This is a genomic window from Alicycliphilus denitrificans, assembly GCF_044792555.1.
GTDB classification, from domain to species: domain Bacteria; phylum Pseudomonadota; class Gammaproteobacteria; order Burkholderiales; family Burkholderiaceae_C; genus Alicycliphilus; species Alicycliphilus denitrificans_A.
Genome location: NZ_CP126238.1, coordinates 2,256,374 through 2,282,289, shown reverse-complemented (window position 1 = coordinate 2,282,289; position 25,916 = coordinate 2,256,374). Strand labels below are relative to the sequence as shown.

31 protein-coding genes are annotated in these 25,916 nt (G+C 57.1%); 2 read left to right on the top strand and 29 right to left on the bottom strand.

Annotated elements, in window-relative coordinates:
• Positions 1-3: 3 nt before the first annotated feature.
• Complete coding sequence (gene pilV / locus P7644_RS10865; RefSeq protein WP_404299025.1) at positions 4-1,278, top strand: shufflon system plasmid conjugative transfer pilus tip adhesin PilV; 1,275 nt, start codon at positions 4-6, stop codon at positions 1,276-1,278.
• A gap of 385 nt (positions 1,279-1,663) precedes the next feature.
• On the opposite strand, the gene P7644_RS10860 is transcribed toward pilV, so the two are convergent.
• The 19 genes from P7644_RS10860 to P7644_RS10770 all read right to left on the bottom strand — a co-directional run bounded on the left by P7644_RS10860 (position 1,664) and on the right by P7644_RS10770 (position 16,298).
• Entirely contained in the window at positions 1,664-4,051 is a 2,388-nt protein-coding gene (locus P7644_RS10860) for a DEAD/DEAH box helicase family protein (RefSeq protein ID WP_404299023.1), read from the bottom strand.
• 116 nt (positions 4,052-4,167) lie between these two features.
• A complete protein-coding gene (locus P7644_RS10855) occupies positions 4,168-4,770 on the bottom strand; it encodes a hypothetical protein (RefSeq protein WP_404299021.1) in 603 nt (200 codons plus the stop codon).
• A 66-nt stretch (positions 4,771-4,836) separates the two neighbouring features.
• Positions 4,837-5,091: a hypothetical protein gene (locus tag P7644_RS10850; protein ID WP_404299019.1), complete on the bottom strand. Its 255-nt coding sequence runs from the start codon at positions 5,089-5,091 to the stop codon at positions 4,837-4,839.
• The gene (locus P7644_RS10845; RefSeq protein WP_404299017.1) at positions 5,084-5,431 is read right to left on the bottom strand and encodes a hypothetical protein; all 348 of its coding nucleotides are present in this window, start codon (positions 5,429-5,431) and stop codon (positions 5,084-5,086) included. Before P7644_RS10845 ends, P7644_RS10850 begins: the two co-directional genes overlap by 8 nt.
• A 218-nt stretch (positions 5,432-5,649) precedes the next feature.
• Positions 5,650-5,967 carry a type I restriction endonuclease subunit M gene (locus tag P7644_RS10840; protein WP_404299015.1) on the bottom strand — a complete coding sequence of 106 codons (318 nt, stop codon included), beginning with the start codon at positions 5,965-5,967 and terminating at the stop codon, positions 5,650-5,652.
• A gap of 125 nt (positions 5,968-6,092) precedes the next feature.
• A complete protein-coding gene (locus tag P7644_RS10835; RefSeq protein WP_404299014.1) occupies positions 6,093-6,356 on the bottom strand; it encodes a hypothetical protein in 264 nt (87 codons plus the stop codon).
• A gap of 66 nt (positions 6,357-6,422) precedes the next feature.
• The gene (locus P7644_RS10830; protein ID WP_404299012.1) at positions 6,423-7,547 is read right to left on the bottom strand and encodes a DUF6094 domain-containing protein; all 1,125 of its coding nucleotides are present in this window, start codon (positions 7,545-7,547) and stop codon (positions 6,423-6,425) included.
• 94 nt (positions 7,548-7,641) lie between these two features.
• Positions 7,642-7,878 (bottom strand): hypothetical protein, encoded by a 237-nt coding sequence (locus tag P7644_RS10825; RefSeq protein WP_404299010.1) that lies wholly within the window; start codon positions 7,876-7,878, stop codon positions 7,642-7,644.
• A 201-nt stretch (positions 7,879-8,079) separates the two neighbouring features.
• Positions 8,080-8,361 (bottom strand): hypothetical protein, encoded by a 282-nt coding sequence (locus tag P7644_RS10820; RefSeq protein WP_404299009.1) that lies wholly within the window; start codon positions 8,359-8,361, stop codon positions 8,080-8,082.
• 70 nt (positions 8,362-8,431) lie between these two features.
• Positions 8,432-8,749, bottom strand: coding sequence for a hypothetical protein (locus tag P7644_RS10815; protein ID WP_404299007.1), 318 nt, complete (start codon positions 8,747-8,749; stop codon positions 8,432-8,434).
• Positions 8,750-9,222: 473 nt separating this feature from the next.
• The gene (locus P7644_RS10810) at positions 9,223-9,903 is read right to left on the bottom strand and encodes a DUF3275 family protein (protein ID WP_404299006.1); all 681 of its coding nucleotides are present in this window, start codon (positions 9,901-9,903) and stop codon (positions 9,223-9,225) included.
• 385 nt (positions 9,904-10,288) lie between these two features.
• Positions 10,289-11,095: a DUF3577 domain-containing protein gene (locus P7644_RS10805; protein ID WP_404299004.1), complete on the bottom strand. Its 807-nt coding sequence runs from the start codon at positions 11,093-11,095 to the stop codon at positions 10,289-10,291.
• Between the two features lie 237 nt (positions 11,096-11,332).
• On the bottom strand, positions 11,333-11,911 hold the full coding sequence (locus tag P7644_RS10800; protein WP_404299003.1) for a hypothetical protein: 579 nt from the start codon (positions 11,909-11,911) through the stop codon (positions 11,333-11,335).
• Between the two features lie 94 nt (positions 11,912-12,005).
• Positions 12,006-12,476 carry a hypothetical protein gene (locus tag P7644_RS10795; protein WP_404299001.1) on the bottom strand — a complete coding sequence of 157 codons (471 nt, stop codon included), beginning with the start codon at positions 12,474-12,476 and terminating at the stop codon, positions 12,006-12,008.
• Positions 12,477-12,714: 238 nt separating this feature from the next.
• Positions 12,715-12,981, bottom strand: a complete 267-nt coding sequence (locus P7644_RS10790; RefSeq protein ID WP_404299000.1) for a hypothetical protein — start codon at positions 12,979-12,981, stop codon at positions 12,715-12,717.
• 54 nt (positions 12,982-13,035) lie between these two features.
• Positions 13,036-14,889: a DEAD/DEAH box helicase gene (locus P7644_RS10785; RefSeq protein WP_404298998.1), complete on the bottom strand. Its 1,854-nt coding sequence runs from the start codon at positions 14,887-14,889 to the stop codon at positions 13,036-13,038.
• 167 nt (positions 14,890-15,056) lie between these two features.
• Positions 15,057-15,413 carry a hypothetical protein gene (locus P7644_RS10780; protein ID WP_404298996.1) on the bottom strand — a complete coding sequence of 119 codons (357 nt, stop codon included), beginning with the start codon at positions 15,411-15,413 and terminating at the stop codon, positions 15,057-15,059.
• A gap of 74 nt (positions 15,414-15,487) precedes the next feature.
• A complete protein-coding gene (locus tag P7644_RS10775) occupies positions 15,488-15,808 on the bottom strand; it encodes a hypothetical protein (RefSeq protein ID WP_404298994.1) in 321 nt (106 codons plus the stop codon).
• Positions 15,809-15,863: 55 nt separating this feature from the next.
• Entirely contained in the window at positions 15,864-16,298 is a 435-nt protein-coding gene (locus tag P7644_RS10770) for a single-stranded DNA-binding protein (RefSeq protein WP_404298993.1), read from the bottom strand.
• A gap of 73 nt (positions 16,299-16,371) precedes the next feature.
• Between P7644_RS10770 and P7644_RS10765 the strand changes: the two genes are divergently transcribed.
• Entirely contained in the window at positions 16,372-16,656 is a 285-nt protein-coding gene (locus P7644_RS10765) for a hypothetical protein (RefSeq protein WP_404298991.1), read from the top strand.
• Positions 16,657-16,676: 20 nt separating this feature from the next.
• Here P7644_RS10765 and P7644_RS10760 read toward each other — a convergent pair whose 3' ends face one another.
• From P7644_RS10760 to P7644_RS10715, 10 genes are all read right to left on the bottom strand, one after another.
• A complete protein-coding gene (locus P7644_RS10760) occupies positions 16,677-17,162 on the bottom strand; it encodes a hypothetical protein (protein WP_404298989.1) in 486 nt (161 codons plus the stop codon).
• Positions 17,163-17,229: 67 nt separating this feature from the next.
• Positions 17,230-17,763: a hypothetical protein gene (locus tag P7644_RS10755; protein ID WP_404298987.1), complete on the bottom strand. Its 534-nt coding sequence runs from the start codon at positions 17,761-17,763 to the stop codon at positions 17,230-17,232.
• A 30-nt stretch (positions 17,764-17,793) separates the two neighbouring features.
• Positions 17,794-18,948 (bottom strand): PFL_4669 family integrating conjugative element protein, encoded by a 1,155-nt coding sequence (locus P7644_RS10750; protein WP_404298985.1) that lies wholly within the window; start codon positions 18,946-18,948, stop codon positions 17,794-17,796.
• Between the two features lie 44 nt (positions 18,949-18,992).
• Positions 18,993-19,436 (bottom strand): hypothetical protein, encoded by a 444-nt coding sequence (locus P7644_RS10745; protein WP_404298983.1) that lies wholly within the window; start codon positions 19,434-19,436, stop codon positions 18,993-18,995.
• A 334-nt stretch (positions 19,437-19,770) separates the two neighbouring features.
• Complete coding sequence (locus P7644_RS10740; protein WP_404298981.1) at positions 19,771-21,699, bottom strand: hypothetical protein; 1,929 nt, start codon at positions 21,697-21,699, stop codon at positions 19,771-19,773.
• A gap of 34 nt (positions 21,700-21,733) precedes the next feature.
• Positions 21,734-22,156 (bottom strand): hypothetical protein, encoded by a 423-nt coding sequence (locus P7644_RS10735; protein WP_404298980.1) that lies wholly within the window; start codon positions 22,154-22,156, stop codon positions 21,734-21,736.
• 90 nt (positions 22,157-22,246) lie between these two features.
• Positions 22,247-22,555 (bottom strand): hypothetical protein, encoded by a 309-nt coding sequence (locus P7644_RS10730; protein WP_404298978.1) that lies wholly within the window; start codon positions 22,553-22,555, stop codon positions 22,247-22,249.
• A gap of 27 nt (positions 22,556-22,582) precedes the next feature.
• Positions 22,583-23,197 carry an STY4526/YPO1902 family pathogenicity island replication protein gene (locus tag P7644_RS10725; RefSeq protein WP_404298977.1) on the bottom strand — a complete coding sequence of 205 codons (615 nt, stop codon included), beginning with the start codon at positions 23,195-23,197 and terminating at the stop codon, positions 22,583-22,585.
• Between the two features lie 42 nt (positions 23,198-23,239).
• The gene (locus tag P7644_RS10720; RefSeq protein ID WP_404298975.1) at positions 23,240-24,967 is read right to left on the bottom strand and encodes a hypothetical protein; all 1,728 of its coding nucleotides are present in this window, start codon (positions 24,965-24,967) and stop codon (positions 23,240-23,242) included.
• A 12-nt stretch (positions 24,968-24,979) separates the two neighbouring features.
• Positions 24,980-25,879: a ParA family protein gene (locus P7644_RS10715; protein WP_404298973.1), complete on the bottom strand. Its 900-nt coding sequence runs from the start codon at positions 25,877-25,879 to the stop codon at positions 24,980-24,982.
• Positions 25,880-25,916: the final 37 nt, after the last annotated feature.

Sequence of the window (25,916 nt, the reverse complement as noted above, 5' to 3'; positions counted from 1 at the left end):
GCCATGCACAAACAAGCCGTGCTCGAACCCACTCTCAATAGCCTCAAGCATGCCCGCCAACAGGGTTTTTTGCTGATACAGCTGGCCATCCTCGTTGCCCTGATCACGCTCGTCCTGGCATACGTCGGTCACTGGTATTGGCAGAACATGTCAAGGACCATTGCTGATGATCGAGCGCGCCTTGTAGGTTCCACGATGGCGGCCGTCGATGACGGCACGAAGACCTACATGACGACCTTCTTCACGCAGATCCAACGTGGCCAGGCCGTCACCAAGGGCGCCTACACGGTGCCAGCGGGTCGCGTGCGCACACCCACGACAGCGGATCTCCGTGACCTCGGGATGCTGGCCTCCCGGTCAGCTGGGCCGATCGTCTACAACGGCCAATCCATCGACTTCAACGTGAGCATCACCGTGGACACATCGGGCGGCTGTGTAGTCCCAACGTGCAACCTGCGCTCGATCGTCGCATCAAGCGTCCCAATGCTCGACCCTCGCACGGGCCAAGCCGATGTACGCCGTGCCACGATCGCAGCTGCCGCCGCAAGTCCGGGCAACGCCGGCGTGGCCATGCCCGCGTCCATGGACGGCGGAAACCCTGCCCTGTTCGTGAATCAGGAAGGAAACCAGGTCGCGTTGAACTCCTCAGGGACTGCCGGCGTGATCGGCATGGCCAACGGCTACGACAGTGCCGGGTTCATGGAGTTCGACCGCCGCGATGGCAGCTTGCCGCGCACGGGCAGCATCAACATGCAAGATGTGATGGGCGTGCGTCACGACATCAACCGTGCCGGCGCCGTGGGGGCTCAGACGATGACCGCCGAGGGTCGGATCAAAACCAATGAATACCTGGACCTGAACGGCCCCATCGTCCAGGAAGGCGACACCTGCGAAAAGGATGGTTTGGTGGCCAGGGGCGACAAGGGATTGATACTTTCTTGCCAATCCGGTGGTAGCGGCAAGACCTGGGAGAAAGCACAGGGAACAGGCGCCAAGGAGAGTCAAGCACTATATTTGGATGTCGTCGGTGGCGATTATCCAGCCGTTTGCCCTAACGGTTGGGTAAGTTATGGAACCAAAAATATGTATGCAGGAAATGGCACGAATACTAGAACCACCTGCGTTAATGAAAACAAGTCCTGTAGCGTGCTTTATTTAGAGGTGACTGGCGGCGATTATCCTCCAGCCTGCCCTTCTCAATGGGAGAACGTCGGAACTTACAGTGTCAGCGTCACCGGAAGCCTTAAAAACACCAGAAGTAATTGTATTAAATGTTGAACAGTGCATTGCCAAACCTATTGCCACCCCGATAGGATAGTCACCATATTCGGAGTGTCATAGACATTCACCCTCCTGAAGCAATCAGAACCAATTCTGCAGGCGTCGGCTGTGAGCTTGTAAATGGAGCGCCTCTGTAAGAGCGCGTCCAAGCAGACCAGCCTTTGTCGTTTTAAAGCATTTGGTAAAACGTGATTGGGTTCAAATTTTCAGGACATGCATTTTTTGTTTTCAAGTGCAAGTTGCATTATTTTCAAAACATTTCATGCAAATTTCATATTTTTGAATTGTCAAATATCATTACTCCATCGGCATCGGGCGCCTCCATTGTCGGAGGCGCCCCTGCCACTCGCGGAGGGACTTGCACCCGCAGGTTGAAACTGGCTTAGGCTGTGAGCAACTCCCTGGCCAAGGCCACTTCAATGCTCTCACCTTCGTTGTCATTCAAGACATCCAGCCCGCTCTCGGGCATGTCGCCCGAGGTCGATTGAGACACTGCGATCTTCTTACCCATGAGCATCAAGCACTCCATCTGGCTGGTGCCAGCGTAGCCCAGGAAGATCACGCGCACGTCGTGCTTTTGGCCGATGCGCCAAGAGCGCCTCGCGGCCTGCATCATCGTGTAAACGTTGAAGCCCGACTGCATGAAGACAATGGTGGGGAAGTCCAGCAAATCCAGGCCCGTTTTCACGAGTTCAGGATTAGTGATGAGCACCTCGACGCCACGCTCGACCTGATCGGCCACCCAGTCCTCACGCTTAGACGCATCCACGCTGGCGCGCAGCACGCCCACTTTGAACCCCCTGGCCTCCAGCAGCATGCGCAGCCGGGCCGTGGTGTCGCGGGTGCCTGAGTAGATCGAGTAGACCAGCACCTTGCGGCCCAACTTCTTCTCGTCCGCGCACAGCTCGATCAGCTTGGCCTCCTTGGGCATCAGCTCGGTTTCCGCAAACACCGGCGGCTGCAGGTGCAGCAGTGTCTTGGTGCGCGGATGCCTGACAGTCTCGGTGCGGAACGCGCATTCCGGCCAGGCCAGCAGCACGTTCATCACCACGCCCAAGAGCGTGCTGTCTTTCATGGCCAGGGCCTGCTTGAGCATCTGCACCAGCGTCATCGACATGGTGCGGTAGGCGCCGGCCTGGTCATCACGCATCTGCACGTCCAGGAAGGTCTCGTCATATGCCGGCAAGACCTTCTGCCCGATGTCGCGCAGTTTCAAAAAGACCGTGATCGGCAAAACGTAGCGGATGATGCCCACCGGGCCGAAGCCAGGCGCCTTCGATGTGCGTACCGTGAGCTGCTTGCCCTTGGCCGTGCGGTGAGAGGTCGAGGACGACTCCTTATACACGTCCTTGAGCACGCCATGCGTGCGCATGAAGCCCATCGTGGCGGCCGCCATTGAGCCGGTCTTGGACGGCTTGAAACCGTCCTCGATCAGCACCTTCGGATTGATCCGCCAAAGCAGGTGGAACAGGTCGTCGGCGTAGCCGCCCATGAGCGTGCCGGTCAGCAGCAGCACCTTGGAGCACTGGCTGGCCAGCACGCCCATGGCCTGGCCCTGGGCCGAGCCCTCGTTTTTGTACTCGTGGCCTTCATCCACCACCAGCAGCCCAAAATAGTCTTTGGGCAGATAGCGTTTGATGAATTCGGTAGGCTGATAGCCGCCCTGCCCAATCGAGAATTCAAAGCTGGCCAGGCTGCGCTCCATGCGCCTGGCCTGCCGGTCACTGAACACCAGCTCGCCGTTTTCGTCCATGAGGTTCACGAACTCGTAGACGTTGTCCTCCAGCATCGCCGCCAGCGTCTTCTCGCCAAAGCTGCCAAGAAGGCGCTTTGCCGAGACAGGGCCGATGGTGGGTAGCTGCTGCAGGGCATCGAGCACCAGGTCGTACATGGACTGGATCGGCTTGCCGCTGCGGATGAGGGTCCACAGTGGCGATTTGCAGTGCTCGCACTTGCGCCGGCGGTCGCCCAGGACTTGCTTGGCCACGAGGGCTGACACAGGTAGCGTCTCGCCATCCTCGCTTTCCGATTCCAGCGGTCGCATGCAGCACGGGCAGCACGCTGCCGAGAACACCTGGCCGTCAATGAAGAGCCGGCGCTCGATGAACGCCGGCCGCCAGTGGAACCCCATGCGCATGCGCACGCGGCCCAGCACGAAGAACTCGGGCTGGCTGGTCTGCAGGCCCAGGCGGGCGCGCAGCGACAGCAGCTTGCGCAGCGTGTCCGGGCCGTTGAGCACCCACACACGGGCTCCAGGCACGGTCTCCAAGACCTCGCGCCGCCACTTGTAGACCAGGTGAGGCGGCGAGATGATCAAAGTACGGGGATTGCGCCGCTGCAAGCGCTGCAGCAGCACCGACACGCAGATGGCCATCATGGTCTTGCCAGTGCCCATCTCGGCGTTCAGCACAGCCGCAGGCTCGCCCTGGTCGGCCAGCAGCTTGACGATGGCCTGCACGGCTTCGCTTTGGGCCGCGAACGGCTTGCGCTTGAGCCCCTGCAGGATCTGCTGGCGTTCCCGCCAAACGCTTGTTTGGTGATCGCGCTCAGGCATGTACACAGGCGGGTGCTGGGCACGCACCTGGTCGAGCAGGCCCTGGCCAAATTCACGGATGAACTCGCCCAGCGGGATGGTTTCGCTGATCATGTCGGCCAGGAAGTCCTCACCCTCGATCTGGCCGAGCTGGCCGCCGGCATCTGAAGCTGCAACAGGTGAAGTGGTAGAAGTGTCCTGCTCCAGGACGGGTGTGGTGGTCGCCAAAATTTCCATGAGATGCTCCAATAAAAAGAGCGCACAGCCGAAGATCGGCGGTGCGCCCTGGTGGGTGGTTGAAATGCGAAGCCCGAGGCCTGGCTAGGGGCCAGGGTCGGGTTCAGGCCTGTGGATCAGGCGACGAGCTGACGCTCGCGGACGCCGGCACTGACGTGCCGGATGAAGTGGTCGGTGATGCTCACGCGCAGCGCGCGCAGGTTGCCGATTCGCGGATAAAGCCCCTGGCCCAGCTCGTGGACGGCGCCCTTGTCGCTGCACCAGTCCAGCAGCGGCCGCTGCCAGGCGTCCAGGAGTGCGATGGGGGCCAGCTCCTTGACCAGGCCCCACACGCGCGCCTCGATGTCGCCGCCGGCGGCCAGCACCCAGCCGATGCGGTTGGCCTTGTCCAGGCAGCGCAGGCGCTTGTCGTAGAGCCACAAGTGGCTGATGGGTCCAAACAAGTTCTGGCGCGGCAGCCGGCCGCTGAACTTGGCCAGGCGATCCGTCGATCCAAGATCGACCAGCTGGCGTTGGCCAGCGGCATTGACCAGGGTGAACCTGCTGATGCCGGCATCCGCCTTGTGGCCGAGCTCGGCCGCCGCGATGAACTGCATGGCAGAGGCATCCCGGCCATAGAACGACAGGAACATGAGCTCGCCTTCATCGTTGCGCAGGCAGGCATCGACCCAGAGGTCGGCATAGCCCTCGATGCGGTAGAGGCTGCAGGGTGGTTGCAAGAGATGCTCCAGAAATAGCGGAGCAGCCCCTTGCGGGGGCATGCCCCGCAAGGGTTGATAGACGGATCAGCGAGGGTTGGGAACCCACAGCCAGGCCGCAACAAAGGTGCCCACTTCTGAAGGGGCAACCAAAGGCAAGGGGTCAATCACGCAGGTCTCGCAGCCATACAGCTCGCGCGCCTGGGCAATGGCCCCTGCTTGCTCCAGGCGCCATTTGTCTTGGTCCTGTAGCGCCTGGTCGAGCGAGCACACGGCCTGGGCCAGGTTACCCTGCTCCCAGGTATTGACGACGCCGCGGGCGGCAACTTCGAGGTCAAGCATGGATGGGCTCCTTGCCGGCCTTGGCCTGTTCCCGTTGTTGGTAGTGCATTTCGACGGCCAGCTTGACTTCATCGAGCTGGGACAGCACCTCGCGGTGCTGGTCCATGACGACCTGCTGCGTGACTCGCTTCGGCCGGGTGCTCAACAGGCGACTGCTGAAGTCCTCATACAGGGTGTGCCGCATGAAGCCGCCGGCGGCGTGGTGCACCGAGCCCCGGGTGTCGAGGCTGCCGCCCATGGCCTTGCTGGTGCTGATGCGAAGCACCTGGGCGCCGCCCAGTTCGATTTCGGTTTCGAGCCGGTGTCCATCTCTGGCGTTGTGGCTATGGCGTGTGATCATGGATCGCTCCTTTAATGTTGAGAAAGCGAACGCCGCCCCTTGCGGGACGATGCCCGCAGGGGTGGTTGGAATGAATGCCTGGTCTTTCGACCCTGCGTGCTTTCAAGGCTCAGCACGCCTAAAACCGTTATGGATGGTTCAAACGGTTTTCCTCAGCCACCGTCATGGTTGCTCTGGAAAACCGGCTGTAGCCGGTTTGGGTTTTATAGAGGTTCCCCTCAGTATTCCGAGGGCAGCAGCAAGGTGGTGACGGCCCAATCTGCGTCTGTGATGACCCAGATCGTTTTGCCCCCGACTTTGTAGACCGACATGAGCCGGCTGCGATCCTGCAGAGCTCGCCTGTTCACGGCGAGATCCTCAGGTGGCATCTCGCCCCAGTCGCCACACTGGTGACGATGAAGCAGCTCTTGCGGGTTCACGTCGCCCCTGCAGATCAGGTTGTCAACGCCCAGCGTGGCTACGCAGCGCCCCAAGCGGAACAGGGGCGTGTCGTAGGTGATAGCGGCCTGCGGCCGCGCGAGGGTTTGGGTATCCATGAGTCGTCTCTCATAAAGACAGGAACAACCTCCCTGGGGAGGCGGTCCCCAGTGGGCGAAAGAAAAATGAGCACCAGGCCGACCTGGCACGGTGCGCCCGAGTCAATGGTCAGGGCACGCGATAGTCAGTCCGTTGCCGGCCTGACGCGGTTGTAGGGACCGTACTTCTCGGTCAGTTGGCGGGCTACATCTTTGGCAATTGCTTGCCAGTACGTGCCGTCAAAAAGACCGTTGTCGAAATGCTCAGGATGGGGGTAGTTGGCAATCTCCTCGACCCCGTCACGCAGAGCCTGTATCACGAGGACTTGGACCATCCCGCCGAAGCGCGAATACTCCATGAGCTCGGTGATGAACTCCACATTGGTTTTCAATTTCTGTTGCTGTGGCATGGCCACCTCCTTTGAACTCAGGGCGTCCGGCCCGTGGGGCTCGGTGCCCCACTGGGTTGGTAAGAATCAGGCGATCTTGACGATCTGCCCCAGGCGCACATCGGGCGTGAACTCGATGGCGTTGATGACCGGAACGAAGCGGTCCAGCATCACGATGGACTGCGAAGCGTTGCCCTTCTCGTCCACTTCGATGCTGACCTTGCGCTCCTTGCGCTTGTATGTGTCGCCCTTGATCAGGAAGGTGCGGCCGTTGTCCGCCGTGATCTTTCCGGTAACCTGGCCAGCGGCCAGGGCCAAGGCAAGGTGCCACGGCGTCAGGTCACGAAGCGGCGGCCGGCATGCTCCGGCCACCTGGGCGAAGTGCGCCTGCAGGCCTTCCCACAGCAAGCTGTGGGAGAACCTGGCCAGCTCATCTACCAACTGCTCCTCATCGATCTGCACGGCGTGGAAGTCGAACTCCACATCGCCCTGCAGGGCCGGGATAACGTAGGGCTCCTGCTCCCACGAGTCAGGAATCATGGGCGCACCCTCCTTCGAGGCCTGCGCGTCCACAAGGGGCTGCAGAGCAGCCTTGGTAGCGTGCGTTGGCCGGCAGCGGGTGCCGATCACGATGCACTGTTTGAAGCGCCGCTCGGGAGCCATGAAGACCCGCAGGTTCTGGAAGTTGCGCACCAGGTAGCCGCGGATCTCGTCGTCCAGCGCGTAGTGCGGAACGATGTAGACCAGCACGCCGCCGTGGGCCAGGTAGGGGACGGTCTTGCGCAGGAACGTTCGTTCCAGACGCTCGGCCTTCTCCGCGTCGTCGATCAGCGACCGCTGCGCGGCCTGGTCGGAGACACCGTAGCCGTATGGGGGGTTCAGGAACAGCAGGCCCATGCTTCGCGGCTTCACGACAACATCGTGCACATCGGACTGAATCACGCGATCGAGGATCTGCTTGGCGTGCCTTGCACGCTCTCGGTCGAGCTCGATGCCGAAGGCCTCGGCGGCGGCCCCGCCACGCGCAACGGTGAGCAGTTGGCGCACGTCGGCCAGAGCCGTGCCCTCGCCGCAGCAGGGGTCCAGCATCCGCACGCTGCCCGCATCGGGCATGCGCACCAGGTTGGCGATGCGGGATATGGTTTCCTCATCGGTCGGGAAGTACCCGGCCTTGATATAGTTTTGCGCCAGGCGCGCGAAGATCAGGGCCATGGCCTGCTCCCAAAAAAGGAAAGCCAGCCCCGGAATGATTCCGGAAGCTGGCTGGTTGGAAATTGCAAGGGCGAGCCTTGCTGGATGGGATGAATCAGAGATGCGTGCGCTGTGTCCAGAGGCCAGCATCCCAAGCCTTTTGGGCCTTCTCTGGCGTGGGCCAATATTGCACAGACTCGCGCGTGAAAGGGCCGTTCTCGGAATAGGTCCCGAGGTAGTAGCCGCCACCACTTTTGAGAATCTGCATCTCCAATTGCTCACCGCACGCAGCGGCAAGTGCCCCGTACTGAACGGTTCCATTGGATGCGCTGGGGATTTGAACTTGCTTCATGACATTTCTCCTGGGCTGGTGAAATGGACGAGCGCCCCCCGGATGGGACGGCCCATCCGGGTTGAGGTTGAAGGGTGAATTCGTGCGACACTTTTCGGATGACCGATACGCGCCCCACACTGACACTTGTTGAAGGAAGCCCCGCCGAGAAGTTGGACCTGGTCCACCTCCTGGAAGAGCTCGATGCGCGCGATGCGCTACCTATCCTGCGGCAGCGGATGCGTCAGCAAAAGGCAGCGGCAAACAGCGTGCTCGCATCAGTTGCACCAAGCGCGCCGGCAGGCCAGCAAGCAGATCCGGCCGTGCGTAGCACGAGCGAACCAGTTTGATGATCGAGCAGACATCACCAGGGGCGACCGTTTCTCGCAGTTCCATCAGCCGCTGATACTCCTGCTCGTCGCAGACGATCAACCACTGGGTGAAAGCGGCGTGCATATCCATGCGCTGCGCTTCGGACCACCGGGGCAAGATTTGAATTGACATAGCTGTCTCCAAGAAATGGGGACAACCGGCCCTGGGGACGATGGTCCCCGAGGGTGAGAAAGAAGCGAAGTTACAGCAGCTTGATCGCCGCGAGGGCGAGTCCGACTACCGCAACTTGCGTGGTGATGATCCAGCGCAGCTGGTCGTTGAGACGGGCGTTGAGTCGAGTCTCCAATGCTGCAATGTCAGTTCGCACGGTGGCGATCTGCGCTTTCAGCTCACTGCCATCGGCCTTGGTCATCAGTTGTTCGCGCATCTCGGCGCGAACAGCATCTTGACCAGACTGAATAGCATTTTCGAGCTCACGTTCGACAGCACGGGCCTTTTCTGGCTTGACGCCAGCGTCGGTCAGTGCTTCGAAGACGCTCAGTTTGATGGGCATGCCCATAGTCTACTCCTCCCGAAAAAAGAGCGGGCACGCCAACCCTGACGGGCTGTTGTGCCCGCGAAGGTTGAAGATGATGCTTGCCCCGGCAGTGCGAACTGCCGTGCACATTCGAAGGGCGCAATGTGCTCGAAACCATACTGAAATGGTGTGATGGTTTCCCACAGGAGCCGCTTGCGCAGCTGCTGTGGGAACCCATCGGGTTCCGCTCAGTTTAACAGTGCTCCAGGCCGCCAGAGGCTGGCCGGTCACCAGGTGGAGCTCAGGCGACCAAGGAAAGGCGCGGTCACTTCCGCAGGCTTGGCTTTCGCCTGGGGAGCACTATCGCAAAGCTGCTGCGCATCAGGTCGCAGCCACCCTAATTGGAGCGTCCGCCCTGCCCCTTCGGGGCATGCAGCAGGCTGTCTGCTGGACACAGGAAATGCCCAGGAAACAGCCCGCTGCGAGCGGGCCATGGGTGCGCAGTGCGTACCTGGTTAGATCGGGAGCCAGGTCTGACTCATGGGGTCTATCGAATAGCCAAGATCCTTCAGGGCAGACACCTGCTGACGCAGTCGTGCGCGGTCCACCGTGGAATCGAGTTTGACTGGCTCGCGGTGCTGCACCTGGGGCCAGAGTTCAGCGAACAGCTCGGCCAGCGCGCTGTTTTCGGCTGGGGGCGGTGTAGCAGGCGCAGGCACTGAAGTTGCTGGCTGCGCGCGATCAGCTTGCGAGGACGATGCCCTGACCTGCTTGGCGTTGGCGAGCTTGGCTTTGAGCTGCTCGCGCAGCTGGTCGGTGAGTGCCGGCGGCGGCTGTACAGTCGGCCGAGGTGCTAGTGTTGGCGTCGCAGCTGGATAGCTGGCTGGCAGCTCTTCTGCCGGGTCGGCCTCAGGCGGCATCCTGTCATCCGGCCGCTCGGCCGCGCTGTCCAACTGGACGTCGTGCAGCGTGGCGCGGATCTCGGTGATGCCCTTGCCGTAGTAGATGTACTGCTTCAGGAAGATGCGCTCGACCCATACCGTGCCCGTGTAGTCGCCGTCCTCGAACTGATCGAGCAGCGGATCGACCACGCGAAACTCGCCGATGTCGGTCAGCAGCTCGCCGATGCAGAAGAAACCGTTGCGGCCGCCGCGGATTTTTTTGACTCTCAGCGTGACGCCGGAGAGTTTGATCATGTGCTGGTGCTCCAGGAACTGGGGCACGGACCGCAAGGGCTGCACGGCCCCGTGGGTTGAAGAAATAGGAACACCTCACGTGCGTAAACACGTGAGGTGCTGGTTTGATATATCCGAAGGAGATCCAGTCCTCAGGACATGGGGCTTGCAACGTTTCCGTAGTTTGTGCGTCAACGAGGCCGCCACAAGCTCAATATGCCTCGCTCCGAAGAGGTGCATGTCTCAGAGGCTCACATGCCGCGCCACCGAGGTGGCATGCAGGTTTGAGCGATACCTGCAAACGCTTGGAGAGCCTTGAGCATAGCGCAAAACCAAGTGTCTTGGCCAAAAAAGCAATCCCCCGGCCTGCAGTGCAGGACGGGGGTTGGTGTCGTGCTAGATCAGCTTACGCATGACCAGCTCGTTGCTGTGAGTGGCCAGCTCCACTGTGCGGAGCTGACCTGCGCCCATAGGCCGAAGGCCCATGGCCACGCGCTGCTGGTGCAGTTGCCTGGCGCGGCTGGTTGCGCCCCTCGGGTGCGCCATCCTGCCGTGGTGCATGCGGCTGAAAACGATCCTGGCGTGGAGCGTAATCTTGCCGTGGAGCTGGTGCAGGACGCTGCTGGCGAAGTGCCGATGGCTCCTCGTTGTGCGGCGGCTCATTGCCAGCGTTTTGATGCTCTATTTCAGGCGTTCCATCCAAGGGCTCTTGGTCGGTGCGTCCTTCATCAAGCCAGGCTTCCTGGTGCGACTCCTGCTGGAGTTCCCCATTGACCTGGTTGGCATCTGTTTGGCGCTTATAGACCTGCTCGTTATCGACCGAAATCGAATAGACCAGGATCAGGCGCCCCTTGATCAACGCAGTCCACTCCGTCCTCCCTGTCGGGCGTCGGGTTTGTGGATCACGGACATCGCGCTCATAGGGATGAGCGTAGGTATCGGCAATGCGGAACGTGACGCAAACCTTGCGGCCTTGGTCCACGGCTTCTTGCATCCCTTCAATCAAGGAAATGGCTTCTTCACCACTGACCCGGAGGTCAAAGTAGGTGTAGTCCGGCTCGTCTGAAGATCCACGCAAAGCGCTGATGGCGCACGCGAGGAAAGGTTCAGATTTGCGGCCACGGCCAGAGGGGGTGACCCAACGGATGCGGCTAAGGTAGCCGACACCAGAAGTGTGCAGATTGAAATACTCGCGTTGCTGTGCGTTTTGCATGGTGATCTCCAAAGTTCCAAAAATGAACGAGGAGCACAGACGCACGCAACCGGACCGAGAGGTCTGGATGGGGCAGCCATGTCCCCATCCGGGTTGCAAGTGATGCTCTGAACGATCCTTTGGGAGGATCATCTAGCGACTCTCAAGAGCTCAGTCGCTTGTGGTGCCTTTCGGCGGTTCACGAGAAGAAGACTATCAGACCGTACCGGGGTGGTCAAACAGGTGTTGACAGATCCATCAAGGCTTGACTGCTGCCTGGGCCTGCAGTTCCTGCAAGCGCAGGATCAAGGCTGCATGCTGCTGCTTCAATGAAGGTAGCTGATCTTGAAACTTGTACCAGGCTTTCTCTAATTGCTCATTTAATGGTTCAGGCCTATAGGCAATATTGTCTCCAATATCAGTCAGGCAATCCTTATAGGAACGTTCATAGGAAAAAAGCAGGTTCTTGCTTTCGTCCCTCAGCCAGGCAACAGTATGAGGCTGCACCTTGCTAATAAAAGCAATACGGTCAGCGACACTATTAATTGTGGCGAAAGGACTAGAATTCACTGCCTTATGGGCATCTTCTAATCTTTTGAGTTGCCGCTGTTCATCCGCATGCTTATGTTTTGCAGCTTTTTGCAAGATTTGAGTAGCCTGTTCAAGAATAACTATTGCGTCAGCAATCGTCTTGTCTTCTTTGCAATCGAGCTCAATTTCTCCAGTCCTGAAACTCTGCAACCCACCAATCAATCGCTTGATTGTTGTCACTTGAGTCTTCCTTTGATTACTGCTTTTGGAGAACAGGCCCTTGTACAGATCTTCTGCCTTGATCATGCATCACTCCAATTTGGTTGAAATTTCTACATAAATAAGAAACCCCATCACCGAGCAGGCGCTCGATGATGGGGTACTGTTGAAGCCGAATGGCTTAGCGATCAGTACCAGTTGGCCGTTGGGCCATAGGCAGACAGAGCACATTGTCGCCTTGCGGCTTAGTTGTAGGTTTGGCCGTTTGATGGCTATCAAAAGATGCCTTGCGGGTTTCAGCACGTGCTTTGTTGATCTCATCACGCACGAAGCTGAAGAAATCGCGCGAAACACGCACGGCCCAAGCAATGCAAATAGACACCTTTCGGCGCCGCTCTGCGAGCTTCTGGCCGGCCTCGAAGGCTTTTTCCCGGATTCGCTCTGCGCGACGCAGAGTTTCCCAGGCTTTGGTATAGACACCTAGGTACTGCATCTTGAGTTCTGGATACTCTTCGAGCAGTCCGACCAGAATGTCAGCTACCAAGGGGTCATTGAGCCGAGAAACCATGTCGGCCAGATGCTTGGCATCCCATTGGGAAGCGTTCACAAAGGCGTTATTGGCGGCGGCGGGCTTGCGTGCGGAGGAAGTCATGTCGTTGCTTTCGGCTGAAGGACAACGACAATCCCCAAAGGGACGCGTTGGTCCCGGTGGGAGATAAAAGATAGTACCCTATCCTGCTACTGCAGGATGTGCGTCTTGCAAGGGCTCAGACGCTGCGTGGTGCTCAACGAGCGATCACGACCCCATTGTATGGGCTAACTGGCAGTATGAGAAGACCCTAGAAACTGTGACATTTTCTAAACATCTGCCTGCGCTCCATCAAAAGTCTTCAGCTCCCTGGGTTTGGCAGAGCGTTCTGAGTAATGTTTTCAAGCGAAAATTTTTGCTGGTCAATAATCTCATCTACTTTATCGATTGCAAGACCGGCATCAATCAATTGCTGCCTCAGGAACGAAACTCTTCGTTCAAACGCTTGCCTGGCTTGAGATGCGCCATCAATAATGAACTGCGCATTAAAGTCATCAGCCAAGTCGTAGAACTGAACATTGGTTACGCATTTCTCGAACCACGAGTAGCGGATAGCAATTTCTTGCAATGCAAGGGTGCCATGCGCTTGCCTGACACCAACCTCACTGAGTGGGAAGACAATTCAATTAGCGAGCAACGCATCAGCCTCTTGCACAGCTTCCAGTGGTACGCATCGAACCTCCCCGCGCTGCGCGCCAGGCAGCGCCGACTTCGCCGCCTCAATCACCTCCTCCTCTGTCGTGCGCTTGTTCTCCTGAAGCTGGAGCACGCCTTCGTCTATGGTGCCGGGGATCACCGGCACAAGCACCAGGACATCCCGCTTCTGGCCCAGGCGATATGCACGATCCTCTGCCTGGCGCATCAACGCCGGCGTCCATGGCATGCTGGCGAAGGCCACGATGTTCGCGGCCGTCAGCGTGATGCCCACGCCGGCCGCCATCGTCGTACCGATGAACACCTTGATCCCGGCATCTGCCTGGAAGGCATCCACCGCCGCCTGGCGCTTCTTTGTACTGTCAGCTCCGACCAGACTGACGCTGCGCACGCCCATCGCATCCAGCGCCTGTTTGAGCGCTTCCACGGTACTCATGTACTCGCAGAAGATGATGAGTTTGTCGTCCTCGCCCAGCGACTCGGCAGTCTCGACCAGGAACGGGATCTTCAGCGTCTCCAGCGCCTTGCGCAGCCGCACGATCTTGGGCATGGCCTGCAGGCTCATGTCACCGTAGATCTCCTTGTAGGCGTCCAGTCCCACGGCTGGCGACAGATACCGCATTTGCCGCTCCTTGCTGCCCAGATCCTTTAACACCGACTTGCTGCGGCGGATCATCCAGCCCTTGATCGCCTCGGCCAGCGCAGCCCGCTTCTCAGGCGCACCAGCGAAGCCCTTGCGGAACTCGGCCAGCGTCAGGTGGCCCAGCTCGTGGCCAGTGATGCGCAGCAGCGTGTGCATCTCCACTTCCCGGTTGAGCAGCGGCGTTCCTGTGACCACGTAGCAGCGCTCGATGCGTGCAGCCAGAAGGAACACGTTGCGCGTGCGGCCGCTCTGGTACTCCTTGAGGTAATGGGCCTCGTCCACCGCCATGACCGCAAAATCCAGCTCCGTCTCGCGCACCAGGCCACCCATGCGCTCATAGTTCCCGATCACCCAGTCGCAGCCCTGCAGCGTGGCCATGCGGTCGTCGCCGACCATGCCGATGCGTGCATCCGGGTAGATCATGCGGATCTCGCGCTCCCAGTTCAGCCTGAGCGAGGCAGGGCACACGATCAGCACCCGGCCGGTGCCGGCGGCCATGCGCGAGGCAACGACAGTCTGACGGCTCTTGCCCAGGCCCATGTCGTCGCCCATGCAGGCACCCGATTGGCGCAGCATGTGGATGACGCCCTCGGCCTGGTAGTCGCGCAACGTCTCGCAGGCCACCATGGCGGCCAAAGCCGCAGCGTCGTATGGCAGATCCGCAACGTGGCCACGCTCGGTAGAGAGGAAACCGCTGCCCTCTTCCTCGGATGCGCCAGGCCCGCTACCAGCGGGCGGCGGCGCAGACGGAACGCTGATGGGTGAGCCCTGGTTGCCTGTGCTGGCCAGATCCTCAATAACCACAGGCTGCTCGTGCACAAATACGAACTCCGGCACCACGCCGGCGATGGACTGCAGGCGCTCCTGGATCTGCTCGGGCGTGGCACGGACCTGCCAGGCCGACGCATGCTTGTGGAAGTAGCCGCCCAGGGACCGCATGGCCCGCACACACAGCGGATCGTAGGAGAAGCTGACGGCATACCGCCCGCGGCTCAGATCTCCCTTCGCAAGCAGGAAAACCTGCACATCGAGCAGCTGCGTGAAGTAGTCCTGCTGGGGCGCTGCCACGGCGGCCCTGAGCGTCACATCGATGCGCTCCAGATCCACGAACTGACCAGCAAAGGCATGCTGCAGGATCTGCTCTGCCCGTCCGGCATCGTTGACCTCGAGCATCCACATGCACCGCGCAGCGCACCACCATGCGTCGTAAGCATCCAGGGGCCGTTTCAGGCCTGGCACGTGAGTGAGCTGCAGTCCGATCCTACGCCCATCAAATGCTGCTTGCAAAAGCAGATCCGGGGGGGTGATCGAAACTGGGCCGATTTGCACAGGGGTGATCGGCGGTTTCATGCCAGATGCCCCGAAGAATCTATTGGCGACACCACACCGCGCAGCGAATTACCATCAAGAAAACCAACTACCCCAGCTGCCAAGAGGTAGCGAACGGAGCGAAGTTGGATGGACTCATAGCCCCAACCAGCAGCGATATTGCAAGCGAGCTCCTGCACTGAGGATGGCAATGCCGCGATCAATGGATCGAAATCCATGCAGCATTGAATGATGAAATTATCGAAAGAATCAGTGATGAGCACGAAGTTCTTGGTGAATACCTGGCTGCATATATCAAGCCAGACATGCTCTATCAGTTGACCTTCTTGGATACTTGAATCAAGTATGGCTTGTAGATTAAGACGATGACTCACGCCAAACTCCTGTGACAGCTTTATTTAATGACTGGCGGGCGCAAATGCGTCACGAGGAGCGATGAATGGATTTTTTATTCCGGCAAGAAACTCACTACCCGGCGACGTTGCCACAAGTGAACAATGGCGTCAGCACGGCTATCAAAATCACCGATGTGAATAAACTCGCTGCTAGCCTCACCGGTATAGACCACAGAAATCCGAGCAGACCATGTGTCATCTATCCCAATGACACAAGAGCCGACACGTTGATAAGCCCCATTCTCGTGTTTGAGCAAATAGGCTGGTGCATCTTCGTCGCGATATGCAGCACTCATGACAACAATGACACTGAAGTCACCGTCAATGAGAACAAGAATTTCCTCGTATCCTGAATCTTGCTTCAATTCATCCAAGGTTCTCTCCTAAGAATTGGAACATTTAGGCTCTAAGTCTTGGTGCAGATCGCCTTCAAGCGGGTTGATCTTGATAATCTTGCTCGGAGGGCTGATGGGCATTGGGAGCTGCTGCACGGCGTGTAGGAACCTCAAATTCGATGGACTTAACCCTCGACAGCTGCAGAGCGATGTCCTCGGCCACGATCTTGACAACCTGTACCTCGTTGCCTGCCCCGTCCTTGGCCATGAAATCGCGTTCTTCGCCAAGCACAAGAACCCGACTCCCCCTGCGCAGCAGTCTGGCAACATCCCGCGCCTTCTGGCCATAGATTTCCACCTCGCGCCAAAAGCCCCCCACTTGCTCGACTTCGCCCGTGTCCTTGTTCTGACCGTACCGGCCAAACATCACACGCATAGTGGCCACTTCAAAATCCCCCCGACTTCCTGCAATAACCCTCAATTCGGGCGATTGGGCCAGATTACCTTTTCCGATGAACAAGTTCTGCATTTCTCTCTCCGTGGTGCTATAGACAGAAGAAACACCACCCAGCAGCACCGTCGCCAGGGGATGTGTTTGAAGGGTGGAAGAAGTCCTCGACTATGATGCTGCCGTTGCACCAGGCTACCAACCATGCAACGAACAACTACCTCAACCAACTATACAGAGGACTTCTTCCGTGACACAAAATTCTGACCAATACGTTACCCGTGAGGAACACGAAAATCTCAAGCGGCAAGTGGCTGAATCACTCGATATCATCAAAAAAATTATTCAACAAAAAATCGTAATCGATCAAGGAGGTTATGAATTAATTTCACATATTCAAGTCCTCGATAACTTAATTGGTGAAATTGAAAAAAATTAACACCCCTTATTTTAAATAATTTATCTATCCCGATTTTTCCTTGCAGCCATGAGAATACTATTGGCTGCATCTTTTTCTGCCGTAAGCTCGGTTTTCCAAGTATTCCATCCTGCGAGCAATTCTGGATCGCTGAAGACGCCCAGCATCTGTGAAGTCTCCGCATGAATGCGACTTTTCTCGCAAGAGAAGACGGCTCGACCAATCCATCGCTCGGCCGCTATTTTCAGCTTCTTTGGATGATCCTCAAGATAGAGTTTGAATCCCTGAATATTCTGCAGCAAGAACCTCAGCACCATTGCTTCGCCCACTCCATCTGAAGGAGTTGCGTAGAAAGCGTTGACCTCTTGCCTCGCCTTCTCCAGCTCATCTTTATCCGTGTCAGGTGTGCTCAAATCAAGGGGCATGCCACTCTCACCTAGCGAGTGATGACCGGAACTGATCTGCAAGGCAATGTGCCTCTCTTGCGCCGTAAGAGTTTCTGGCGCGCGAATTACTTTGCTGTCCATATTGAACCTCATTTGAAATAGGCCACAAGGCCGAGAAATTGAAAGCACCGGAATGGAATTGGAGCCTTCACACTGGAAACTTTGAGCGTGGATAGATATGGGGCTCGACCCGCTCGACCCGCTTGCGCGCCTTCTTGATTTCCGCCCGCATTTCGAGGTGTTCGTCATTGAGCGACTTGGCCTGGCGCGAGGCCTCCATGCACCATTCGTAGAAGTTCGATGGGTAACCGGCTGCCAAGTCTTCGGCCTCTTGCCAGCTCAAGTGCCGGTTCACGCCCAAGCGCGCACGCCAGCGCAGGAACACATAGCCCGATGCGTTTCGCTGATGGAGCATGAGATAGAACCCCAGGCCTGCAACATTCTTGGACTTCTCCGAGAGTTGCCGCATCTTCAGGACGATGGCGTCAAGGCTGTCAATTTTTTGGCGCAGGTCGGCGAGCCCGCCCCTACCCGTAAGGGCCTTTGCGTCAACTCGGTTTTGACACTCTTGCTCTTGAGCTGCTTGCCTTGCCCAGGACACATGATTGACATACCGTTTCCGGCCGGCTTGATGGGTCTCCCCTTTCAATACCAAATCCCTTTGCACATCATCCCCTTTCATCACCATTGCTCCAAGCTATTGCGCGATGCTTCAGGTGGTCCCTGCAGCAGCCTCAGATGCGGCTGCTGCACTGGCGTCTGATTCAGGTTGAAGGCGCTGAGAGACTTCGGCCATCTCGGCGACCTCTAGCTGCGCTCCGACTTGCCTCAGAACATGGCGCTCAGCATCCGTGATGGAGTAGCGTCGTCGAGAGTGAGCTGGCGACATTTCAGTCTTGTAGATCGCTGACGGCACCGGGCCGAACACGCTGACGGCAAACTCCAGGCGTTTGGCCGCTTCGGGATCTGCACTCACCCAGTCCCCGCGATTGAGCGACTGGATCTCCTTGCGCATCAGCCAGCGGTCAAAGCGAGCTGTCCCGTAGAAAACACTCAGGATCGAGCGCGAGACGATTTGCAGCGTGTGGCGCGCCTCCTCGTCGGTCTGCAGGCTCTTGCGCTGGAGCGTTTTTTGCAGGCGCACGAAAAAGTCGTAGCTGGAAATCAGCTTGGCGATGTCGTAGCCATAAGGACTACGAAAGCCCAGGTTCAGCATGGCAGGCTTGGAGGATGCTGCAACGCTGAACGTGAGGCCGCGGCGGCGCTGCTGCTCCAGCACGTCTTCACACTTGGCAACCTCGGCTTCGAGATGCCGCTGAATTCGGCTCACTCCCTGCTCGTGACGCACCAGAGCCCAGTCCGCGTAGGGATTGTTGTTAGACGTGAGTAGCCACAGATTGCGCAGCGAAGATGCCACACGTTTGCCGCCGATGATGGCATTCGTGCCCACGCTGGGATCGCGCGAGCGGCCTTGGAACATGCGCAGGGCTTCGATGGTGTGGATTGTCATCTGATCGACGCCCTCATCCACCAGGACTCCCAGGTCGTCAGCGGCCTGCGCGTCCTGGCTGGAGATCAACACATCCGCACCACGGCGACCAGCCCGTTCGCTCTCCATGATGGCGAGCCGCTCGCGGCGATCCAGCAACTCGGCATAGCGATCGAATCGCAAATCGGATTCGGGTGCCCCAATCTTGATGAAGTCCGCAAGGAAATTCTCCTCCTTACTGATGGAGTAGCCATCAGAAAACGGGGAGTTTTCCTCCTTTAGAAATTGCAACTGAGGCGAAGGCAGGATGCCCTGCAAGTCGATTGAATCCAAGTTGCGCCGCTGATCGGCTTGTTTAGTGCCCGCAATAGTTGCCACGTCCATCTCCAAGTTAAATATTTAGTTGGTCACGAAATGATTTACTAACCAGCAGAACCATCACTCTGTGAAGCTGCTGCGATAGCTTCTGCTGCTGCAATAGCGGCCCGGTCTGCATTCCATGCATCCAGGAATGCGAATTGTTTTTTGCTTACGGCTGGCAGGCGCTCAGGAATGCGCTGGCGAAGCAAATCAAGCACGGCTTCGCGGTTGACGGTCACTAGAGTCTTTGTGTTCTTGTGAACCCGCGTTGTGATGAATCCCAAGACTTCCAATCTCTGCAATGATCTTTGCGCAGTCTTCCTGTCAATGGAATTGCAAAGCTGAGTCTCTGCCATGCTGCCAGATGTCGTCCCAGTCTCGGTAACATCAGCCTCCTCCTTAAGAAGAATCCAAAGAACTGCCGCATCTGCGTAGACCCGCATCCTTTGTACAAGATGGACAAACAAATCAGGACCTGTCATGTCTTTTTCTTCAACTACGCTCATTTAGAAACTCCGTTGGCTAATATGCAAAATTTCAGAAGATCGGCGGGCCCTGCGCGGTGAGACGATCTGTCCCACCCGGCAGGCCCTGCGCGGTGAGACGATCTGTCCCACCCGGCAGGCCCTGCGCGGTGAGACGATCTGTCCCACCCGGCACGCGGTGCGCGGTGTATCAAAAAGAGGCACGTGGCAGGCCCTGCGCGGTAGTCCGTTTCGGACCACGTGGCACGCGGTGGCTCATTTCGGACCACGTGGCACGCCGTGCGAGGTGCTGCAGTTTCATTAAAATCCGGGGCGAAGGTAATGCGGCTCTGCAATACGTACAGACGGCGCTTGCTCATTCATCACCCCCTTCATATTCCGCGACCTCATTCGCTCGAATGGCTTTCACCAATGGACCTGCAGTCATTGTTACTGCCCATGCTGCTGAGTTTTTCAGCTTGATGCGAATCACGTTGATGGAGTTATCAACCTTCACTAGCGTCCCAGTGCTCTGCATGACGTAAACCACGCCATGCTTCAAAAATTGCATGGCTTCTTCCATTTCATTGCTGGCAGTGAATCGCTCCGGCCTGGCAGCAAAAATGCCCAACTTATTTCCCTGCGTTGTGAGTTTTCCCTCTGTCATCGGCTCGCGTTTAGCAGCGACTTCAGCAGCGTAGGTCAACACAATATCTTCGCCATTGGCTTTCTTAGCGATGATTCCGTTTAGCCAGGCTGCCGGGCTACGGACCTCTTTACCGTTTTCCAGCTTTCCGTGAAGTTCATCAAGCAACTCCTGCCGCTCAGATTCCGGCAGGCGTTTCACGACACTTTCGACTGCCACGCGTTGGCTATCGGAGAGCTTGGCAGGAAAGATCAATGCTGTGGGCTGATCGATAACATGTTCGGCATGAGCCTTCTCTCCGGTATGCGAAGAGTTTTCAACACCACTACCACTACTCTTGGTCACCTCTTCACAGGTATTTGATGTAGTAGTGGTATTTATTGTTATACATTCTTGTATATAGGTTGCAGGAAACGGCAATTCTTGCTTGCAGGTTTCGGCATTTTCTAGGTTGCAGGAAACGGCATTTTTGGTGGACGCGCCTGCAGCCTCGCAACCCTCATCTAAACCATTGTCTAGATTGGACTTTTCACCCACTTTGGTCGTTGCGTCGGCGGCATCGGCGGCATCGCCGGATCGTCCAACTTGTCGATTTCCGACAAGTGGGTGTGCTGCCGGATCGTCCGCCAGGAACGCCAACAGCAGATCGCGCGAGCGTTGGGTCTGTGCTGCGACAGGCGCTGGGCGAGCCAGATTGAGTGACAGCTGACCGAACGCAATACCCAGGCCTGACAGATTGACCCTGGTCCCTGCAGCAAGCTCGGACGGTTGCTTTTCAGGCTTATCAGCCGCTGGCAGCAAACCTGCTGCAGCTTCAGATTGAACCTGAGAGCGTTGCTGCAGAGGCGCAGGTGTCTCCGGGTGCTGCAGAGTCGCTTGCTTATTGGCACGGCCCTTCAGCGGCTTGATGGCCTGGCCGCGCAGGCACATCAGCACTGCGTCAAAGTTGATTCGTACCAGCGAGCCACCTGCACCGCTTTCCTGGATCAGGCCTGCCTTTTTCAGTCGATCCCGCGCATTGCGCTGGACCTTGGTGCCCAGCGTCAGGGCGACTGCTATGTCGTCCTGCGACACGCTGATGCAGCCGTTGTCGAGCTGACCCAGACGCACACGGTCCCGATGGCATTGCAGCAGGTACGAGAGGTACAGCCCTGCGGCAATGTTCCCAGCCACGTCAGCCAGCGGCTTGTAGTAGACCTTGCAACTGCGCAGCCAACTACCTACCGCGTCCCATGTGGGCCGGGTCAGGCCAGCGGTGCTGCAGGAGAGGGATTCAACCAGCGCAGACACGTTGATGCGGTAGTTCATCACGGCGGGCCTGCCGATCAGCATTTCTTCCAGGATGCCGGCCTGCATCAGCGTCTCACGGACTGAGGCTTGCTCCGACCTGGTCAGGCCTATGGCCTGCTGCCACTGCGGCATGCTCATGTGGAACCAGCCGCCTCGCTGGGGGTACTTGCGAAGGCTGTGCCGGGTCCAGTAAAGTGCCATGCCCACGAAGATGGCGGCCTTGTGGCCGAAGGTTTCGGCCAAGGCGGGATGGAATGGGACGAAGCCGCGTTCGTCCAGATGGAGAATGATTTGCTCGTGGGCCGTCTGCCCCGAGCTGTCGATGCCAGCATCGACGCTGCCTAGTAGAGGCGGCAGCTGTGCGAGCATGGGTTGAAGGCGCACTCGTCGTTCTCCTGGCTGCTCAGTTCGCTGTTGACGAACTTGCCATTTGCTCTGTCGCCTGGTAGCCCAACTCCAGGGCATCGGCCAGAGGTTGGGCCTGGCGCTTGAGCTGCTCCATGAGCCGGTCCATGTGAATACGGAACTTGAGGGCTCGCCCCTGGCCACCTTCTTCTGTGACCAGGCCCATGGAGACCAGAGTTTTGCGGCAGGTCTGTTGCTGCGCTCGCGTGATGCCGGTGTCCTTCTCGACAGCGGCCGATGACAGCTCGATCAGGACCGACGACTCGCTTTGAATCTGCAGCGCTTTTTCTACAGCGTGGGAGAGCCACAGGGCGGTGACCACGTTGCCAGTTAAATCCACAAATGCACGATTAATTGTGATGGGTGCCTGGCCAATCCAGTCCAGCAGCATCGCAGATTTCAAATATTGTTCTTTATTCATATGCACCCCATCTATAGATTGCCGTCTCAAAATTGATCAGGCAGATCTAAATGTTTCATGAAGGCTTCACGGGCCTTTTTCTCCAAACGGTCATTTACGACGCTCTTCCTTTCCTTCGGGAAACGGATAGCAAACGATCTTGCGCTTTCCGTTGCAGATCACGCACCAAGTACCAAGCCCGAAACGTAACGGTGCAAAAAATGCTGCTGATTTCCGGTTCGCATTTTTATAAGCAAGCCATGCATCGGCAGGTACAGCGCTCATAGCAACTGCATGCCAATAGCTACGAGTGTTTTCAGATACGGAGTTATACCAATGCATACCTAGCGCATCGTCATCAGCTGATGCATGCTCAGGTTTAATGTTTAATGGCATTGCAACTCCAATCTGTTGATTCATGAATGTGAGATTTCAGCCATACAGAATCTATGAAAGACTTTTGATATTAGAGATTTTGTCTTCGACATAGATGTCCTCAAACTCTTTCACCGTGGAGTACAAGGTGTCGATGGAGTAGTCTGGAAATTTTTGATGCAGTGCATAGAGCCAATCCCGAAGATTTTCTGAATAATCGGAACTTTCTTTAATATGGTGCCAGACGACGTGAATATGATCTCTAGTACCATATTCTTTAGGTAGCTTTGTTCGTCCAATACTGCCGCCACCGACAAGCTCGCGCAGTCGGCGAATTTCCTCGGGCGTTCTTTTGAAGAGCTTATTGATTAATGCCCTCTGAGCGCCATGCTTGACGAAATACTCACACATTTCGTCATCACGCCGACGTCTGTCAATACAGTCTAACTGCTGCAACATCTCCCGAGTTGGGAGGTTTACGCTGACGAAAGTCAACCTATTAGAAAGGTCAAGTAAATCGCGCGCATCCCTTCGCCGCAGCTTATCGATAAGCTCGGCGCTAAATCCCTCACCCAGCAATTGATCCAGTCCGTGGTCTGTGTCGATGACACGAATTACTTCAGTCAGCGCCAAAAAGATGAGCTGGGGATTTTGCCGAATATCAACAGGGACAATACGGTGTTTCATTTAAATTTGATAAATTTAACGACACTGAGCCATCAAGGATTATTATGTGAACAGCTGCTTGTATGGGATCGATAGTTTTTCTGGATAAAATGAATAAAACTCTGTAATGGTGGACAGAATTTTCAAGAAAGCAACCCCGCCTACTGGAGACCCAATCAATTGCCAGACTTGCATCGAATGGACATAAATTACTCCCTGTCGCATCCCGATTCCTTGAGCTACGCATAGTTCAGTCATTGCCTGAACTCCAGTAGAGATGGCTTTCATCCATTTGCTGGGAACGGTGCTTTTGCTCACCACGTCCAAATTGCACTGACCACTGACCATTGCGAGTATTGCCCAGGCGCTTTCACGGAAAGCGGATTGCTCCTCGCTCAGTTGCTTGTCTTTGGATATATCCATGGACTCCGGAATGTCCACCAGAAAACCCAAAGGCATGTCGGGATCTATGACGATAAAATCGGCGATGGGAACTTCGTCATTGAGTGCGATCAACTCAGTTGTCAGGCGCTTTTGGAAAGAGGCAAGCCGATCCTGCTCATTTCCAGATTTGCCAGGTGCAGGTTGTTTACTCGATGGTTTGTTCTGAAATGGCTGTATATTTCCCCCAGCAACTGAGCCCAGCATCCCACCCAGCGGAGACTGCTTGCCAGAGCTGCTGGGAACGCCAGACGCTGTATTTCCTGCCCTCACCTTGAGGAGCTCATCAGCAGACATCTTTGGCTGGCTGAGGAATGCCTGCAGCACAGCGGGCATGTCGTCCGCGTGAAGGCCCAAAGCCTTGGAGCTAACGCTTTGGATGTCTGTGATAAGACTCTGAAGATCGATCTTTACTTCTTCTCGTTCAGCTGGATCTTTTTCAAGATTTGCTGCGTCCATTGCCTCCAGATCCTGGCAATACATGAGGAATATTTCATCAATAGCCTCTTTAACTTCTTTGGCCTTGTCGAACTGCTTTGAAACATCGAGACAGGCGCCATAGTTAGGCTTGATTACCCCATTCACGTCCTCCGTTCGCAACCAAGCACCTATCAAAGAAAGATGCTCGACAGCAAAAGCAAAGTTCTGAATCATGCGAATGCCATAGTTCAACCCCTTCTTCTTGAGGACATTATTTAATTCGGCTGCGCTGAGAATGGTTTTGTTTTCTTCTTCGAACGTCTTTTTGAAAGACGCCACTCCCTGCGCACGTTCCCAAAAAGAAATATCCCCTCGGTTGTCGTTCTCGCTTAAATGCGCAGAGATCACTGCAGCATCGCCAGGCCACTTCACCGTGATAACGGTGAGCTGTGCGAAACGTTGATCGCCTTCGTTCAGCAGCTCCTGGGCAATCTGAATGCGAGTATTGCCGCCACCATAAGGTGTGTACTTGTCGTTCGGGGAGCGGCGCGTAACCGTAATGGTGTTAGTGATCCGCCCCTCGGCACTCATGCTGGCCTTGAGTTCGGCTCGCTTCGGGTTTGGGCGAAGTCGCGGATTCTTCGCGTAGGGATCGATCTCGAATGGAGAAAGAACTGTCACAGAACCATCGGCCTCGTCCATCGGGTCAATATCGGCTGTGGCATTGCGTGTTGTGGAGGTCAGCGCCTGGCGGGCAGCGCTCAAACGTTTTTCTTGTGCAGATGTCTTTGTTATGTCGCTCATTTTTTCGTTCGAGCCAGGTGTGATTGAACCGGGCGTAGCACTGCTTGCGTTGGCCGATTCAGGGTTGGAATTGCGTTGCAAATCGGCGTGACGTTGCACCGCCGTAAGCGTTTCGGGTGTGCGCATACCAGCCTCCAATCAGGAATTGGAGGATGTGGCGTTCAGATCGGTGTATTCCCGATGGTTTGAGGCGTAGATACCTGCAACGCTTGGGATGAGCTCCCAAAGCAGTTCATGCATGGTGTCCGAGCCCTTGGCCGGATCAATCCAATGCACGGGCACCTGCGCTGTGGCAGCTTTGCGATAGGCCACGGCAGCGGGCACTACGGTGGACAGCATGTTGACGCGACCGCGCATGTTGATGAAGTTCTCGCGGATGAGCTCCGACATGTCGCGACTGTCGGTCGTCTTCTCGGTGCGGCTGAGCACGGCCCGCATCGGTGCCATCTTCATTCCCACATCGGTTACGCACTCGTGGCGCTCCAGCAGAGACTGTGTGCCGGTGATGAATTCACGGGCCGACACGATGTCTGGGGACACGGGCACCAGCAGGTGATCAGCGGCCATAACTGCAGCGTCTTGGAGGTGGCCAACGGCACCTTGTGTGTCGATCAGCACCACGTCATAAGCGTGGGTGACATTCGGGTGCTGCAAGGGGCGCTTGAGGCGCAGCATCATGTCCATCGGATTGCGAGTGGCCATCCAGTCCTGAAGCTTGCCATCGCGCGTGTCCGACTGGACAATGTCCAGTTTCCCTCCGTCCGAGCTCGGAATCTTGTCGAGCTTTCCTAAGTAGCTCGATGGGGGCAGTCGGCAATGCGAGATGCAATCTGCCGTGAGGACGCCGCCACGGACCAACTGCGACAGGCCGTGCTCAGCTTGGTGGGAAATCTGGTAGTAGCGGGAAAGCGAGGGCTGGATGTCGGCGTCGATCATCAGGACGCGCAGACCCAGATCGTGCAGGAGGCCGCCTAGGTTGGCGGCGAGGGTTGTCTTACCTACTCCACCCTTGGTAGAGACGACGGTGATGGTGAGCATAGTGACCTCGCTGGATGGTTGAACCAAACAACGAAAG

Coding starts and splice junctions, on each gene's coding strand:
- P7644_RS10800 (WP_404299003.1), bottom strand. CDS start 11,911: ATGATCAAGGCAGAAGATCTGTACAAGGGCCTGTTCTCCAAAAGCAGT.
- P7644_RS10845 (WP_404299017.1), bottom strand. CDS start 5,431: ATGATCACACGCCATAGCCACAACGCCAGAGATGGACACCGGCTCGAA.
- P7644_RS10760 (WP_404298989.1), bottom strand. CDS start 17,162: ATGGACAGCAAAGTAATTCGCGCGCCAGAAACTCTTACGGCGCAAGAG.
- P7644_RS10715 (WP_404298973.1), bottom strand. CDS start 25,879: ATGCTCACCATCACCGTCGTCTCTACCAAGGGTGGAGTAGGTAAGACA.
- P7644_RS10825 (WP_404299010.1), bottom strand. CDS start 7,878: ATGAAGCAAGTTCAAATCCCCAGCGCATCCAATGGAACCGTTCAGTAC.
- P7644_RS10725 (WP_404298977.1), bottom strand. CDS start 23,197: ATGAAACACCGTATTGTCCCTGTTGATATTCGGCAAAATCCCCAGCTC.
- P7644_RS10840 (WP_404299015.1), bottom strand. CDS start 5,967: ATGGATACCCAAACCCTCGCGCGGCCGCAGGCCGCTATCACCTACGAC.
- P7644_RS10735 (WP_404298980.1), bottom strand. CDS start 22,156: ATGAATAAAGAACAATATTTGAAATCTGCGATGCTGCTGGACTGGATT.
- P7644_RS10805 (WP_404299004.1), bottom strand. CDS start 11,095: ATGCAAAACGCACAGCAACGCGAGTATTTCAATCTGCACACTTCTGGT.
- P7644_RS10785 (WP_404298998.1), bottom strand. CDS start 14,889: ATGTGGATGCTCGAGGTCAACGATGCCGGACGGGCAGAGCAGATCCTG.
- P7644_RS10740 (WP_404298981.1), bottom strand. CDS start 21,699: ATGCTCGCACAGCTGCCGCCTCTACTAGGCAGCGTCGATGCTGGCATC.
- P7644_RS10830 (WP_404299012.1), bottom strand. CDS start 7,547: ATGGCCCTGATCTTCGCGCGCCTGGCGCAAAACTATATCAAGGCCGGG.
- P7644_RS10835 (WP_404299014.1), bottom strand. CDS start 6,356: ATGCCACAGCAACAGAAATTGAAAACCAATGTGGAGTTCATCACCGAG.
- P7644_RS10770 (WP_404298993.1), bottom strand. CDS start 16,298: ATGCAGAACTTGTTCATCGGAAAAGGTAATCTGGCCCAATCGCCCGAA.
- P7644_RS10730 (WP_404298978.1), bottom strand. CDS start 22,555: ATGAATCAACAGATTGGAGTTGCAATGCCATTAAACATTAAACCTGAG.
- P7644_RS10810 (WP_404299006.1), bottom strand. CDS start 9,903: ATGATCAAACTCTCCGGCGTCACGCTGAGAGTCAAAAAAATCCGCGGC.
- P7644_RS10850 (WP_404299019.1), bottom strand. CDS start 5,091: ATGCTTGACCTCGAAGTTGCCGCCCGCGGCGTCGTCAATACCTGGGAG.
- pilV (WP_404299025.1), top strand. CDS start 4: ATGCACAAACAAGCCGTGCTCGAACCCACTCTCAATAGCCTCAAGCAT.
- P7644_RS10755 (WP_404298987.1), bottom strand. CDS start 17,763: ATGAAAGGGGATGATGTGCAAAGGGATTTGGTATTGAAAGGGGAGACC.
- P7644_RS10820 (WP_404299009.1), bottom strand. CDS start 8,361: ATGTCAATTCAAATCTTGCCCCGGTGGTCCGAAGCGCAGCGCATGGAT.
- P7644_RS10745 (WP_404298983.1), bottom strand. CDS start 19,436: ATGAGCGTAGTTGAAGAAAAAGACATGACAGGTCCTGATTTGTTTGTC.
- P7644_RS10815 (WP_404299007.1), bottom strand. CDS start 8,749: ATGGGCATGCCCATCAAACTGAGCGTCTTCGAAGCACTGACCGACGCT.
- P7644_RS10720 (WP_404298975.1), bottom strand. CDS start 24,967: ATGCGCACACCCGAAACGCTTACGGCGGTGCAACGTCACGCCGATTTG.
- P7644_RS10860 (WP_404299023.1), bottom strand. CDS start 4,051: ATGGAAATTTTGGCGACCACCACACCCGTCCTGGAGCAGGACACTTCT.
- P7644_RS10795 (WP_404299001.1), bottom strand. CDS start 12,476: ATGACTTCCTCCGCACGCAAGCCCGCCGCCGCCAATAACGCCTTTGTG.